At 71.2% G+C, this 14,162-nt stretch carries 14 protein-coding genes; 9 read left to right on the top strand and 5 right to left on the bottom strand.

The genetic code is table 11. From position 1 onward, the window contains the following. Positions 1-32 precede the first annotated feature (32 nt). Positions 33-1,538, bottom strand: a complete 1,506-nt coding sequence (locus tag ACIBW6_RS10225; protein ID WP_399058717.1) for a subtype B tannase — start codon at positions 1,536-1,538, stop codon at positions 33-35. 322 nt (positions 1,539-1,860) lie between these two features. Between ACIBW6_RS10225 and ACIBW6_RS10230 the strand changes: the two genes are divergently transcribed. Then, positions 1,861-2,856: a TAXI family TRAP transporter solute-binding subunit gene (locus tag ACIBW6_RS10230; protein WP_399058718.1), complete on the top strand. Its 996-nt coding sequence runs from the start codon at positions 1,861-1,863 to the stop codon at positions 2,854-2,856. A 13-nt stretch (positions 2,857-2,869) separates the two neighbouring features. Here ACIBW6_RS10230 and ACIBW6_RS10235 read toward each other — a convergent pair whose 3' ends face one another. Further along, positions 2,870-4,324 (bottom strand): ATP-binding protein, encoded by a 1,455-nt coding sequence (locus ACIBW6_RS10235; RefSeq protein WP_399058720.1) that lies wholly within the window; start codon positions 4,322-4,324, stop codon positions 2,870-2,872. A 21-nt stretch (positions 4,325-4,345) separates the two neighbouring features. Beyond that, a complete protein-coding gene (locus ACIBW6_RS10240) occupies positions 4,346-5,032 on the bottom strand; it encodes a response regulator transcription factor (protein WP_399058722.1) in 687 nt (228 codons plus the stop codon). Between the two features lie 255 nt (positions 5,033-5,287). On the opposite strand from ACIBW6_RS10240, the gene ACIBW6_RS10245 reads away from it, so the two are divergent. The 8 genes from ACIBW6_RS10245 (at position 5,288) to ACIBW6_RS10280 (ending at position 12,004) form a co-directional block, all read left to right on the top strand. After that, the gene (locus ACIBW6_RS10245) at positions 5,288-6,067 is read left to right on the top strand and encodes an amino acid ABC transporter ATP-binding protein (protein WP_399058724.1); all 780 of its coding nucleotides are present in this window, start codon (positions 5,288-5,290) and stop codon (positions 6,065-6,067) included. A 49-nt stretch (positions 6,068-6,116) separates the two neighbouring features. Beyond that, positions 6,117-7,034: a glutamate ABC transporter substrate-binding protein gene (locus ACIBW6_RS10250; RefSeq protein ID WP_399058726.1), complete on the top strand. Its 918-nt coding sequence runs from the start codon at positions 6,117-6,119 to the stop codon at positions 7,032-7,034. Between the two features lie 116 nt (positions 7,035-7,150). Further along, positions 7,151-7,798: an amino acid ABC transporter permease gene (locus tag ACIBW6_RS10255; protein ID WP_356491110.1), complete on the top strand. Its 648-nt coding sequence runs from the start codon at positions 7,151-7,153 to the stop codon at positions 7,796-7,798. After that, a complete protein-coding gene (locus ACIBW6_RS10260; RefSeq protein ID WP_399058728.1) occupies positions 7,795-8,751 on the top strand; it encodes an amino acid ABC transporter permease in 957 nt (318 codons plus the stop codon). Before ACIBW6_RS10255 ends, ACIBW6_RS10260 begins: the two co-directional genes overlap by 4 nt. A 218-nt stretch (positions 8,752-8,969) precedes the next feature. Then, a complete protein-coding gene (locus ACIBW6_RS10265) occupies positions 8,970-10,604 on the top strand; it encodes an FAD-dependent monooxygenase (protein WP_399058730.1) in 1,635 nt (544 codons plus the stop codon). 265 nt (positions 10,605-10,869) lie between these two features. Next, a complete protein-coding gene (locus tag ACIBW6_RS10270; protein WP_309544753.1) occupies positions 10,870-10,941 on the top strand; it encodes a putative leader peptide in 72 nt (23 codons plus the stop codon). Positions 10,942-11,036: 95 nt separating this feature from the next. After that, entirely contained in the window at positions 11,037-11,591 is a 555-nt protein-coding gene (locus ACIBW6_RS10275; RefSeq protein ID WP_399058732.1) for a cysteine dioxygenase, read from the top strand. Continuing rightward, positions 11,588-12,004, top strand: coding sequence for a rhodanese-like domain-containing protein (locus tag ACIBW6_RS10280; protein WP_399058734.1), 417 nt, complete (start codon positions 11,588-11,590; stop codon positions 12,002-12,004). Before ACIBW6_RS10275 ends, ACIBW6_RS10280 begins: the two co-directional genes overlap by 4 nt. A gap of 102 nt (positions 12,005-12,106) precedes the next feature. On the opposite strand, the gene recX is transcribed toward ACIBW6_RS10280, so the two are convergent. Beyond that, entirely contained in the window at positions 12,107-12,898 is a 792-nt protein-coding gene (recX, locus tag ACIBW6_RS10285) for a recombination regulator RecX (RefSeq protein ID WP_399058736.1), read from the bottom strand. A gap of 3 nt (positions 12,899-12,901) precedes the next feature. Further along, positions 12,902-14,020: a recombinase RecA gene (gene recA, locus ACIBW6_RS10290; protein WP_399058738.1), complete on the bottom strand. Its 1,119-nt coding sequence runs from the start codon at positions 14,018-14,020 to the stop codon at positions 12,902-12,904. Positions 14,021-14,162 lie beyond the last annotated feature (142 nt).

Genomic DNA, 14,162 nt, shown 5'->3' on the forward strand with positions numbered 1-14,162 from the left:
CCGCCCCGCGCACCCCTTCCTCGCTCCCCTCGCTACCTGCGGCGGTCCGCGACTGCGGCGATCCAGCGGATGAAGTCGGCCGGGTCCTCGTCGGCGCCGTGACCGGCGTCCCAGTAGCAGGCGGCGTTCACGTCGTCGCCGAGAGCGGTGAGCCGCGCGGCGAGGTTGCCCGCGACCGTGTGCGAGGTGTCGGTGTCCTTGGTGCCGAGCCGGATCCACCAGTGCCGGGAGCGGTGGCCGTTGCCCGCGCCGGCGAGGTGCGGCATCGGGTTCATGAGGCGGAGCTTGGCGGGCAGGTCCGGGGCGAGGCGGGCGCTGTCGCCGTTCGCATGACGGAGGCTGTAGAGGGTGAAGTGGCGCGCCTTGGTGGTGCCCGTGCCGAAGAGGTTGGTCTCGGGGCTCGTCATCGCGAAGTCGTCGAAGGCGGGGGCGTTCTTCTTCCGAGGCCCTACGTGGTTGAGGAAATCCACCCAGGTGAAGGCGGCCCGGCCGTGGGACCAGGTGAGGAACGGATGGGCGGCCAAGTAGGCGGTGCGGTCCGCGTCCGACAAGGAGGCGAGGTGTTTCGTGGCCGAAGGCTCCATGAAGGTCTTCAGGAGGTACGTGTCCATGGTGCGGGCGGTGAGCGGGCCGACACCCGTCGCCTTCAGGTGCAGCGACGCCAGGTAGTCGCCATAGGAGGTGGCGAGTTCCCTGGAGACGGCGCGGTCGACCAGGGAGCCGTCACGCAGGGGGTTGGTTCCCCAGCACCACTCGTACGCCATGTCGGCGTGCTCCAGGTCCGTGATCGGGCACCACGTGCCGGTGGCGTGGATCGCGTCCGACCCCGGGGCGGCTCCGAGTGCCTCCAGGTAGGGCCGGTAGAGCGGGCTGTCGCCCGAGGCGCCGAGCAGGGCGGAGACGGCGCCGCCCGCGCTGACTCCGGCGGAGACGATCCGGTCCACGTCGCCGGGGACGCGCCCCTTGTTGAACTTCAGGTACCGGACGGCCGCCTTCAGATCGACGATCACGGCGGGCGCGGTGCCGTAATACGTACCACTGGAGTCGACGAGGGTACGGCCGCGGGCGCCGGGCTCCACGACCACGTATCCGGCGGCGAGCGCGAGGCCCTGGCGGCTGGTGCCGCCGCCCACCCCGGAGGCGTTGATCCCGATGGCGGCCGCCACGGAGGACGGCATGTAGCCGCCTATCTGGTTGGCCAGCAGGATGGGTGCGCGGCCGGCGTCGACGGCCTTGCCGTCGATCCGCACCGGGACGCTGACGTTCAGGGACTGGTACGCGGGGTCCACCGGTTTCGCCACGTAGGACGCGACCTTGGTGAAGCGGTAGACGACCTCGTGGGCCATGCCCTCGGTGTCCTCGATGGTGGTGGTGAGCTCCGTGTACGCCTTCGGGTCGAAGACCAGGGAGTCGGCGGCCGGGGACGCGGGGCCCCGGGACGGGGGCGCGGCCGCTCTGGCCGCCGCGGCGGCGGTGAGGCCGGCCGCCGGTGCGGCGGCGGCCGCGGTGAGTCCCCTGACCACTGTCCTGCGCTTCACGTACGTCTCCTGTCGTCACGACGGGTGCGGGCCGCTGCCGGGCAAGCCGCACGCGGTGCGACGCGGGCTCGCCTGATCGGGCAGCGGGGCACCACTGTAGGAATCGCCTACAAAATTGTCAGCAATTTTGCCCGCATTCGAACGGCGTGATCGCCCCGGATTCGATCGGCGTGATCGATGCGCCTGGCAGAAGGGGGCGCCGCACCGGGCGATGACCTGGTTGGGCGGGACGCCGCAGGCGGCAGGGAGCCGGCGGCCGGGGCCTCCCCGGGATCCCCGACAGGCCTGGTCAGCGCACGGGCGAGCTGGCAGGATCGCGCCCATGCCCGCTGCGTACACCCGTGTCACCCGCCGTCGCGCCCTGCTCGGCGCCGCCGCCGGGCTCGTCGTGTCCGGGCTGCTGCTGTGGTGGCTGCTCCCCCTGGGCGAACCGGCCCAGAGCGGCCGCGTCACCATCAGCACGGGCGCCCACACCGGCGTCTACGAGAAGTACGGCAACCTGTTAAAGACGGCGCTGTCCCGTGACATCCCCCGGCTCGACGTCTCCCTCACCAGCAGCGAGGGCTCCTGGGACAACGTCGAGCGGGTCGCCACCGGACGGGCCGACTTCACCATCGCCGCGGCCGACGCGGTCGCCAAGTACCAGTACGAGGACCGGCCGGGCGCGACCCGGCTGCGCGGCTGCGCCCGCCTCTACGACGACTACATGCAGCTCGTCGTGGCACGTTCCTCACCGGTGAAGAAGGTCGCGGACCTGCGTGGCAAGAAGGTCGCCGTCGGCGGGGACCGGTCAGGTGTGCGGCTCATCGCGGACCGCGTGCTGCGCGCGGCGGGCCTGGACATCAACCGGGACGTCACGCCCGTGGGCATCGGCATCGACGCCATGCCCAAGGCCCTCAAGTCCGGGGAGATCGACGCTTTCTTCTGGTCCGGGGGCCTGCCCACCAACCACGTCCGGACGCTGTCGCAGCAGTTCCCGGTCCGGCTCGTCGAGCTCGGCAGCCTCGTCGACACGCTCCACAAGCAGGGCGAGTCGTCCCGCTACTACCGGGCCGCCGTGATGCCCGCCGACGCCTACCCGGCCGCCCAGCAGGGCCGGGCCGTCAGCACCCTGGCCGTGGCGAACCTCCTGGTGACCACCGACCGCACCGATCCCGGACTGACCGAGGCGATGACGCGTACGGTCATCGACAGCCGCGACCACATCGGCGCCGAGGTCCACGCGGCGCAGCTCGTGGACCTCAGAACCGCCGTCTACACCGACCCGCTCTCCCTGCACGAGGGCGCACGCCGCTACTACCGCTCGGTCAAACCCTGACGCGCCGGCGCGCTCACCGTTCGGCGGCGCGGGACGGTGGCACCGGCGCCGTCCTGGGCACCCGCACCGTCACCCGCAGCCCGTGCGGCTCGTGGTGGGCGTAGACGATGGAACCGCCGCCCGCGGTCAGCAGTGCGCGCGAGATCGACAGGCCGAGGCCCGAGCCCTTGATGTTCTGGTGCCTGCCACTGCGCCAGAACCGGTCGCCGATCCGGGCGAGTTCCTCCTCGCGCAGGCCCGGGCCGCCGTCGGCGACCACGACGGCGGTCGTCTCCCCGTTCGCCGCCACCGTGACGGTGACCTGCTCTCCGGCGGGCGTGAACTTCAGGGCGTTGTCCACGACCGCGTCCAGGGCGCTGGACAGCGCGACCGGGTCGGCCCAGCCGGTCGCCGCTGGGCAGTCGGCGACCAGCCGTACGCCCTTGTCGTCCGCGAGCGGACGCCACGCCTCGACCCGCTCGGCGGCCAGCTCACCGATGTCGGTCAGTCGCAGGTCCGCGGGGGCGTGCTCGGCCAGGGCCAGGTCGAGCAGGTCGTCGAGGACCCGGGCCAGGCGTTTGCCCTCAGCCCGTACGGACGCGATCTCCTCGTTTCCCTCCGGCAGTTCGTAGGACAGCACTTCGATGCGCAACAGCAGGGCGGCGAGCGGGTTGCGCAGCTGGTGCGAGGCGTCTGCGACGAAGGCGCGCTGCTGCTCCAGCACGTCCTCGACGTTGTCCGCCATCTCGTTGAACGAACGGGCCAGGCGCTGGAGTTCCGGCGGGCCGCCGGCGGCCGCGACCCGTGACTTGAGGCGCCCGGTGGCGATGTCGTGGGTGGTCGCGTCCAGCACGCGGACCGGCCGCAGCACCCAGCCGGTCAGCCGCAGCGCGGCGCCCACCGCGAGGAGCATCGCGGCGACCTCGCCGGCCGCGACGAAGAGCCAGCCGCGCAGCGTCGCGGCCCGCATCGCGTCCGTGGGCGAGTCGGTGACGACGACCGCGACGACGTCGCCGTCCCGGATGACCGGTGAGGCGACCACCACGCGGCCGCCGCGCTGCCACGGCCACACCTGTGGTGGATCGTGGCTGCCGCGCGAGTACAGCGCCTCGTCGAAGGCGGACCGCACGGCGCCCCGCGTCGGCACGAGGAAGTCGCTGGGCGCTCGCCCCATCGGCTGCCAGTCGCGGTAGAAGACACCGGCCTTTATGCCGTAGACGTCGTGATAGCGGGCGAGTTCCTTCTGCAGCGTCTGCTGCCGCTCGTCCGCTCCGTCATCCTCCTGCCGGCCGGCCGCCTCCTTGTCGTCCTCGTCCGGCCTGGTCGTCACGAACTGCGCGAGCGAGGCGAACCGGGCCGTGTCGTCGATGCGGTCGACGACGACTTTCTGCTGCTGCGCGGAGGCCACGCTCACCGCGAGCGGGAAGCCGAGCGCGAGCAGCACGCCCGCCATGAGGACGATGAGCAGCGGAAGCAGGCGGGCGCGCACCCGGGGACTCTACGGCTTCCGCTACGCGGCCGGCGCCACGAGCCGGTAGCCGACACCGCGCACCGTCTCGATCAGGGCGGGCCTGCGCAGTTTCGAGCGCAAGGAGGCGACGTGGACCTCGAGAGTGCGCCCTGTGCCTTCCCAACTCGTGCGCCACACCTCGCTGATGATCTGCTCGCGCCGGAAGACGACGCCCGGTCGCTGCGCGAGGAGAGCAAGGAGGTCGAACTCCTTACGGGTGAGCTGCACGACGGAGCCGTCCACCGTGACCTGCCGGGTGGGCAGTTCGATGTGCACGCCGCCGAACCGCAACCCGGTCTCGGCCACGGGCGCGTTCTCCGCGCCCGTGTTGCGCCGGCTCACGGCATGGATGCGGGCCAGCAGCTCTCCGGTGTCGTACGGCTTGACCACGTAGTCGTCCGCGCCGAGATTGAGCCCATGGATGCGCGAGCGGACGTCCGCGCGCGCGGTGACCATGATGACGGGCGTCGAGGTGCGCTTACGGATCTTGCCGCAGACCTCGTAGCCGTCCTGGTCGGGCAGGCCCAGGTCGAGCAGGACGACACCGAAGGCGTCGGGCGCGGGGACGAGCGCCTGGAGCGCTTCCTCGCCGCTGCGGGCATGCAGGACCGAGAAACCGTGTCTGGCCAGCACGGCGGAGAGGGCCGCCGCCACATGGTCGTCGTCCTCGACGAGCAGCAGTCGCATCCCGGCCCCCCTCTCACGTCCCGGCTTGTCCAGGTTCACCAAGGCATCCACGCCGATACACAAGGACGCAGTCAAGAGCCCGCCGGTCACGGCCCGGTTCCGTTATGCAGCCGGTACGCGCGACCCCCGCCCCCTTCACGCAGAGTGTCGGGTTGCAGCCGGATCGTTATGCTCAATTTCCCCTCAGATGTAATGACGCTGGTCGCATGGCGTTACTAATGTCCTCCCAACCGAGGAGGATGGAGCAAGACCCCGATGACCGAAGTTTCGGTGACCAAGGACGCCACTCCCCCTGCGGGCGACGCACTGGTCGCGCTGAGCGAAGTCAACAAGCACTTCGGCGCGCTGCACGTGCTGCAGGACATCGACCTGACCGTCGCGCGAGGTGAGGTCGTCGTCGTCATCGGCCCCTCGGGCTCCGGCAAGTCGACGCTGTGCCGCACGATCAACCGCCTGGAGACGATCGACTCCGGCAGCATCACGATCGACGGCAAGCCGCTGCCCCAGGAGGGCAAGGAACTGGCCCGGCTGCGTGCGGACGTGGGCATGGTGTTCCAGTCCTTCAACCTCTTCGCGCACAAGACCGTGCTGGAGAACGTGACGCTCGGCCAGGTGAAGGTCCGCAAGGCGGACAAGAAGAAGGCCGACGAGAAGGCCAGGGGGCTGCTCGACCGCGTCGGGGTGGGCGCCCAGGCGGACAAGTACCCCGCGCAGCTCTCCGGCGGCCAGCAGCAGCGTGTGGCCATCGCACGGGCGTTGGCGATGGATCCGAAGATCATGCTCTTCGACGAGCCGACGTCGGCGCTCGACCCGGAGATGATCAATGAGGTCCTCGAGGTGATGCAGCAGCTCGCCCGGGACGGCATGACGATGGTGGTGGTCACGCACGAGATGGGCTTCGCCCGCTCGGCGGCCAACCGCGTCGTCTTCATGGCGGACGGCCGGATCGTCGAGGAGGCCGTCCCCGACCAGTTCTTCAGCAACCCGCGCAGCGACCGGGCCAAGGACTTCCTGTCGAAGATCCTGCACCACTAGTTCACTGCCGAATCTGCCGACACGAAGGCCGACACGAAGGATGTTCACCATGAAGCTCCGCAAGACCGCCGCCGCGGCGACCCTGGCCGTGCTCGCGCTGACCGCGACCGCCTGCGGTGGCGAGTCGGGCAACGCCGGCGACAAGCCCGCGGGTTCGGCCGGCGGCAAGGACCAGCCGAAGCTGCCCACCTACAAGGTGGCCACGGACGTCAAGCTCGACTCGCCGACCCTGCAGCGGGCCCAGAAGGCCGGCAAGATCGTCGTCGGCGCCAAGAACGACCAGCCCTTCCTCGGCTTCGAGGACACGGACGGCAAGCGCTCCGGGTTCGACATCGAGATCGCCAAGATGGTCGCCGCCGACCTCGGCTTCAAGGCCTCCCAGGTCGAGTTCAAGACGGTCGACTCGAACGTCCGTGAGACCACCATCTCCAAGGGCGAGGTCGACCTCTACGTAGGCACCTACACGATCAACGACGAGCGCAAGAAGCAGGTCGGTTTCGCCGGACCGTACTTCCTGGCCGGCGCGGACCTCCTGGTGCGCAAGGACGAGAAGGGCATCACCGGCCCGGACTCGCTCAAGGGCAAGACGGTCTGCTCCATCAAGGGCTCGACTCCGCTCCAGGAGATCAAGAAGCCCAAGTACGGCGCGAAGACCATCGAGCTGTCGAAGTACTCGGAGTGCGTGCAGCAGCTGCTCAACAACGAGGTCGACGCCGTCACCACCGACGACGCGATCCTCAAGGGCTACGCCGCCCAGCGCAACGAGAAGCTGAAGGTCGTCGGCAAGCCCTTCACCAAGGAGCCGTACGGCGTCGGCATGAGCAAGAACGACAAGGTGCTGCGCGACGCGGTCAGCGACGCCATCGAGGCGCACCAGAAGAACGGCGACTACAAGAAGGCCTACGACGCGACGCTGGGCCTGTCCGGCTCCGCGTACACCGAGCCGCCGGCCCTCGCGCGCTACTGATCACCGCCTGAGGAGCCCGTCTGCGCAGCGGGCGCACCCCTGCCGGTGCGCCCGCTGCGCGGCTCCCGCCGCCCGTCCGCTGTCGCCCGTCCGCTGCCGCCCACGAGGACATCCCCGTGAACGTATTGCTCGACTATCTCCCGGAGTTCCGCGAGGGGTTCATAGGCACCGTCCTGCTGACCCTGGCCAGCGGGCTCCTGGCGATGGTCCTCGGCGTGATCATCGCCGGCTTCCGTGTCTCTCCCGTCCCGCCGCTGCGCCTGTTCGGCACGGCCTGGGTCACGCTGTTCCGCAACACGCCCCTGACGCTGCTCTTCCTTGTCGTCTGGTTCGTCATCCCGGTCATCTTCCTGCCGGGCCTGAACCCGTGGACCAAGGCGCTGCTCGCACTGGGCTGCTACACGTCGGCGTTCGTCTGTGAAGCCGTCCGCTCCGGCATCAACACGGTGCCGCTGGGCCAGGCCGAGGCCGCCCGGTCGATCGGGATGACCTTCTCGCAGACCCTGCGCATGATCATCCTCCCGCAGGCGACGCGGACCGTGCTGCCGCCGCTCAGCTCCATCTTCATCGCGCTCACCAAGAACTCGGCCATCGCGGGCGCCTTCAGCGTCGCCGAACTCTTCGGGGTGCAGAAGCTGTTGAGCGACAAGGGCTTCGCGATCGGCTGGATCTTCCTGTGGGTGGCCCTGGGCTACCTGATCATCACCTTCGCCATCAGCGGTCTCTTCCGGCTGCTCGAGCGCCGCATGGGGGTCGCACGATGAGTGGTTCGAGCGTCCTGTACGACGCGCCAGGCCCCAAGGCCCAGGTGCGCAACCGGATCTACACGGTGGTCGGCTCCCTCGCGGTGCTCGGCCTCATCGCGTTCACCCTGTACCGGATGAACGCCACGGGCCAGCTGGAGCCCGAGGTCTGGAACATCTTCAACAACGCGGGTGTGCGCGCCAACATCCGCGACGGCGTGGTGACCACCCTGAAGGTGTTCGCCGCCGCCGGCGTGCTCTCCCTGGTGCTCGGTCTGCTGCTCGCCGTGGCCCGGCTCTCCGACCACAAGGCGATCCGCTGGTTCGCGACCGGCTTCATCGAACTGTTCCGCGCGATCCCGCTGCTGATCACGATCTACGCCCTGTGGGTGCTCTTCCTCACCTACAAGGAGAACCTCGGGGTCGTCGGCGACAACTCCGCCTTCTGGGCGCTCGTCATCGGCCTGACCGTCTACAACGGCTGCGTCCAGGCCGAGGTCCTGCGCGCCGGTGTCAACGCCGTACCGCGCGGCCAGGTCGAGGCCGCGTACGCGCTGGGGCTGCGCAAGTCCCAGGTGATGACGATGCTGCTGCTGCCGCAGGCCGTCCGCGCGATGCTGCCGACGATGATCAGCCAGCTCGTGGTGACCCTGAAGGACACCTCGCTCGGCTACATCATCACCTACGGCGAGCTGCTGTTCGCGGCCCGCACGATGGCCAACAACATCATCGTGAACGGTGACAACCCGATCACCGCCGTCGTCATCGTCGTGGGTCTCATCTACATCGCGATGTGCCTGGCCCTGTCGGCGCTGGCCACGTGGATCGAGCGGCGGGGGCGGCGCAGCACCAAGAAGGGCGTGGCCGTCGCGCCGGCCGGCGAGCCGACCGTGGAGATGTCGGAGATCGAGCAGGCCCTCGGCAAGGGGGGCACCGGCGGTGCCGGAGGCATCGGGGGCCCCGGCGGCTCCTGACGGGCCATCAAGGTCCGCGCATCGACCGTTCCGGTGTCACGGAGGCAGTGGCATGATCGCCACTGCCTCCGTCACTTGACGCAAGCACCAGCAGTGGGTTGCATACGCTCTGTGAACGTGCACCCTGCTCCAACTGCCCCTTCCCGTACGTCCCGTCCGCCGTCCGCACCGCGCGGGACGCTTTCCGGCGGGCTTTTCGGGGCAGGAGGCGCCGCGCCGTGGACCCGGTGATCGTCGTCGGCGCGGGCCCTGTCGGGCTCACGCTCTCCCTCGCGCTCGCCCGCCACGGCGTACCGACCCTGGTCCTGGACGAGGGTCCCGGCAAGGACGAGCAGCGTCTCGCCCGTACGGTCGTCCTGCGGGAGGACACCGCAGCGCTCGCGGAGCGGCTTTCGGGCACGTCGTTCGACCGGGCGGGCGCTCGGTGGACCGGCTGGCGTTCCCTGCGCCGCAAACAGGGAATGCAGGCCCTCACCTTCGGTGAGCATCTGCCCGCCCCGCTCCACATCGCCCAGCACGAACTGACCGGTGCGCTGCGCCGGGCCGTCGCCCACGAGCGGCGCGTCAAGGTCGTCGTCGACAGCCGCATCGACGCGATCGAGGAGGACGCCGGGGGGCTGACCGCTCACACCCGTGGCCCGAAGGGCACGTGGTGGCGCGGCAGTTATCTGGTGGGCTGCGACGGCCCGCGCTCCACCGTCCGCAAACTGCTCGACATCCGCTTCCCCGGCCGCACCGCCGTCGAACGACACGCCGTGGCCGCTCTGCGGACGGAACTTCCGTGGCCCGGTGAAGCGTTGCTCCATCGGAACCCTCCGTGGCGGACCTCCGGCCCGGCGGGTCCGGAGGTCGTCGGCCGCCCCCTCGCCGACGGCGTCTGGCGCCTGGACTGGCTGCTGCCGCCCCGCAGCGACCTGGTCACCCCGGACGTGCTGGTGGCGCGCATCCGGGAGACCCTCGGCGGGTGGTGCGAAGGCTCCACCCCGCCGTACGAACTGCTGGACACCGGCGTCCACACCGTCCACCACCGCCTCGCCCGCCGCTGGCGCGTGGGGCGCGCCTTCCTCGCCGGCGACGCGGCCCACCTGCTGGGCGCGCTCGGCACCCAGGGCCTGGACGAGGGGCTGCGCGACGCGGACAACCTCGCCTGGAAGCTGGGGCTGGCCTGGCACGACGGCCCCCGGCCCGTCCCCGCCGCCCTGCTCGACAGCTACCAGGCCGAGCGCCGGGCCGTCGTCGCCGGCCGACTGCGCGCGGCGGACCAGGCCCTGCCGATACTGCGCGGCGGCAAGGGCGCCAAAGGGCTGCGCGCGTACGTTCCCGGTGGCGCCCGGGGCCACGACGCGCTGCTCACCGACGGTCACCTGGGGCACGGCCCGCTCGGCGCGCCGGGGGCGTACGCCGATTCGCCGCTCGCGCCACCGCCCTCCGAGTCGCAGGTGGAGGTGGGTACCGCGGTCGGCGCCCCGGTCGCGGACGTGCGGGTGACGGCACCGGACGGCTCGTTCGTCCAGCTGCGCGACCGGCTGGGCCTGGGGCACCTGCTCGTCGTCCTCGTGGCGCCCGGCACCGGTGTGTGGGATCGCAAGCACTGGATGTCCGCCGGGCTGATGCCCCGGCTCGCGTCGGCCATCGCCGCGCTGCCGCACAGCGCCGAGCTGCTTGTCGCGGAGAGCTACCCCGAGGCCGCCGCGCACACGGTGTTGCTGATCCGGCCCGACGGGCATCTGGTGACAGCCCTGAGCGGCGTGCACCCCACGGAGCTGTACGAGGCGGCGTGCACGGCGCTCGGTGGCCCCGCCCCCGACGGCGAGCCGGTGGAGGCCGGCGCGCGGTCGGGCGGCTCCGCCTGACCGATCCCCTCCCGGCGGCTCGGTAGCCGGCCGGATCGGGCCGCGCGCGGTGTCGGGAAGGGGCGTGCGCCGGGCGTGGCCCGCCCGCATGTCCCGCCGGGCCGCGCGCCCGCGCAGCCCCTTCGGACACGTGAGCGGATCGCGTGTCCGGAGCGGCTGATGAGGGCCCTGGAGGCACCCCTGGGCCCGAGAAGAGGGCGCCGGACGTGAGTTGACCGGCATCCACCTCCGTGGTGTACTCCGGAGCGTGACGATCGACACCGATGTGCGCCTGTGGCGGAGGGTCCATATGGACCTGGTCCGCTACGCGGGCTGCGTGTGTCGCCCGTCCTGCTGATTTCGCCTTCTTCTCCCTCCGCGCCCCGCCCTGCGCTGCCGACCTCTCGGCACCCGCGGCGCGCGTCCTCAGCGAACTCCAGGACGGTACCTGCCGTGTCTCTTCCCACGCCCCTGACGTCTTCCCCTGCCCCGGCCGGCCCGGCCGCGCCCAGGACCGAGCCGACCCAGGCCGAGCTGCTCGCCTTCGTCCGCCGCACCGCTGCCGCCCGCGACCTCATCGCTTCGCTGCCGCTGGATCCCGAGGGCCGTACCTGGGTGCGCCTCGAAGGGCCCGGCGGCAGCGAGGCCTGGCTCATCGGCTGGCCGCCCGGCACGGGCACCGGCTGGCACGACCACGCCGAGTCGGTCGGCGCCTTCCTCACCGCCTCGGGCGAGCTGAAGGAGAACTCCCTGGCGGCCCGGCTGCCCGCCGACGGCTGGCAGACCCTGGAACTGTCCGAAGGCGTCGACCGGGAGCGCCGGCTGACGACGGGTCAGGGCCGCGCCTTCGGCCGCCATCATGTGCACGAGGTCATGAACGAGTCCCGCACGGCGCACGCCGTCTCGGTCCACGCCTACTATCCGCCGCTCCCGCAGATCCGCCGGTACAGCCGCACCGGCCAGGTCCTGCGCCTGGAGTCGGTGGAGCGTCCGCAGGACTGGCAGTGAGCACCGCGGAGCGGCCCCCGGTGGGCATCGACGCGCTGCTGGAACAGGTGCGGGCCGGGCTGGACCGGGTCGAGGCACAGGACGCCTTCGACGCGGCGGCCACCGCCGGAGCCCTCCTGGTCGACATCCGGTACGCGGCGCTGCGCGAGCGCGACGGGCTGATCCCCGGCGCGCTGGTCGTCGAGCGCAACGAACTGGAGTGGCGGCTCGACCCCCAGGGCAGCCACCGCGTCCCCGAGGCGACCGACCACGACCTGCGCGTCATCGTCCTCTGCAACGAGGGCTACGCCTCCAGCCTCGCGGCCGCCTCCCTGCGGCAGCTGGGCCTGCACCGCGCGACGGACCTGGTGGGCGGCTTCCAGGCGTGGCGAACGGCGGGCCTGCCGGTCCTGCCACCGATCACCGAGGCGTAAGCGGGGCATGGGCGGGACGGGCCCAGCGGCTCCTGCTCAAGGCTCCGCCCACCGCCTGCCCGCCTGCTTGCCCCAGCGCAGCAGCCCGTCACCGCTCCCGGCCTACTCCCCGAACCCCAGGTCCTCCGTCTCCTCCCCCTCTTCCTGCAATGCCTGCCGCACCACCCGCAGCGCCATGCCCTCGGAGTACCCCTTGCGGGCGAGCATGCCCGCCAGCCGGCGCAGCCTCTTGTCGCGCTCCAGGCCGCGGGTGGAGCGGAGCTTGCGGGCGACGAGTTCGCGCGCGGTCTCCTCCTCCCGCTCGGCGTCGAGCTGCCCGACGGCCTCGTCGATCACCGTCGAGTCGACCCCCTTGGTGCGCAGCTCACGCGCGAGCGCGCGCCGTGCCAGGCCGCGCCCGTGGTGGCGGGACTCCACCCAGGCATCGGCGAAGGCGCTGTCGTTGATCAGCCCGACCTCTTCGAAGCGGCTGAGCACCTCGTCCGCCACCTCGTCCGGGATCTCCCGCTTGCGCAGCGCGTCCGCCAGCTGCTTGCGCGTGCGCGGCGTCCCGGTGAGCAGCCGCAGGCAGATGTTCCGCGCGCGCTCCGCCGGGTCCCCCGTCGGCTTCTCCCGTCCGGCCCCCGAGGGGTCAGGAGGGCCGTCGTCCCCTGCGGCGCCCGGCTGATCCCCGAATCCGCCTCTGCGCCGGCGTCCGCGGGGCCCGGCCGTGCCCCGCGCTCGTCCCCCGCGGCGCGGCCCCCCGCTCGCCGCCGTACCGTCCTCCCCCGTTCCCCCGTCGTGTCCGCTCTCCCCGTACGCGGCGTCGTCGTACGCCTCGTCGCCCTCCTGTCCCCGGCCCGCCGGGACAGTGGGGCGGGCGTCGTACTCACCCCAGTCGGTTCGTCGTGTCACGGACTAGCTCTTGGCCGCCGCGGCCTTGGACTTGGTGGCCTTGGGAGCGGGCACCGTCTTGGCGGCGTCCTCGGTGGGCGCACCGGCCACCGCGTCCACGACCGGTTCGGCGGCCGGCTCCTCCGGGCGGACGCCGACGCCCAGCTTCTCCTTGATCTTCCGCTCGATCTCGTTGGCGAGGTCGGGGTTGTCCTTCAGGAAGTTGCGCGCGTTCTCCTTGCCCTGACCGAGCTGGTCGCCCTCGTACGTGTACCAGGCGCCTGCCTTGCGGACGAAGCCGTGCTCGACGCCCATGTCGATCAGGCCGCCCTCGCGGCTGATGCCCTGGCCGTAGAGGATGTCGAACTCGGCCTGCTTGAAGGGCGGCGCGACCTTGTTCTTGACGACCTTCACGCGGGTGCGGTTGCCGACCGCGTCCGTGCCGTCCTTCAGGGTCTCGATGCGGCGGATGTCCATGCGCACCGACGCGTAGAACTTCAGCGCCCGGCCACCGGTCGTGGTCTCCGGGGAGCCGAACATCACGCCGATCTTCTCGCGGAGCTGGTTGATGAAGATCGCGGTGGTCTTGGACTGGTTGAGCGCGCTGGTGATCTTCCGGAGCGCCTGACTCATCAGGCGGGCCTGGAGGCCCACGTGCGAGTCGCCCATCTCGCCCTCGATCTCCGCGCGCGGCACCAGGGCGGCGACGGAGTCGATGACGATGAGGTCGAGGGCGCCGGAGCGGACCAGCATGTCGACGATCTCCAGAGCCTGCTCGCCGTTGTCCGGCTGGGACAGGATCAGGTTGTCGATGTCGACGCCGAGCTTCTTCGCGTACTCGGGGTCGAGGGCGTGCTCGGCGTCCACGAAGGCCACCGCGCCACCCGCCCGCTGGGCGTTGGCCACAGCGTGCAGGGTCAGGGTCGTCTTGCCGGAGGACTCCGGGCCGTAGACCTCCACCACGCGGCCGCGCGGGATGCCGCCGACGCCGAGGGCGACGTCGAGGGCGGTCGACCCGGTGCTGATGACCTCGATGGGCTCGTTCGGCCGCTCGCCCATGCGCATGACAGCGCCCTTGCCGAATTGCCGTTCAATCTGTGCGAGCGCGGCTTCGAGCGCCTTCTCGCGGTCGGTTCCTGCCATGGGTTCCACCCGGTTTGCTTGTGTCGATCGCTTCACGTCAAAGACGCTAACGCCTGCCACTGACAATCGGCCTCGACGCCCGTCGGCCTGTGGATAACTCGAGGCTTCTCGCCCGGTCACTCTCTCCGGATCCCTTGGGATT

The organism is Streptomyces sp. NPDC049813 (genome assembly GCF_044465085.1).
GTDB lineage: Bacteria > Actinomycetota > Actinomycetes > Streptomycetales > Streptomycetaceae > Streptomyces.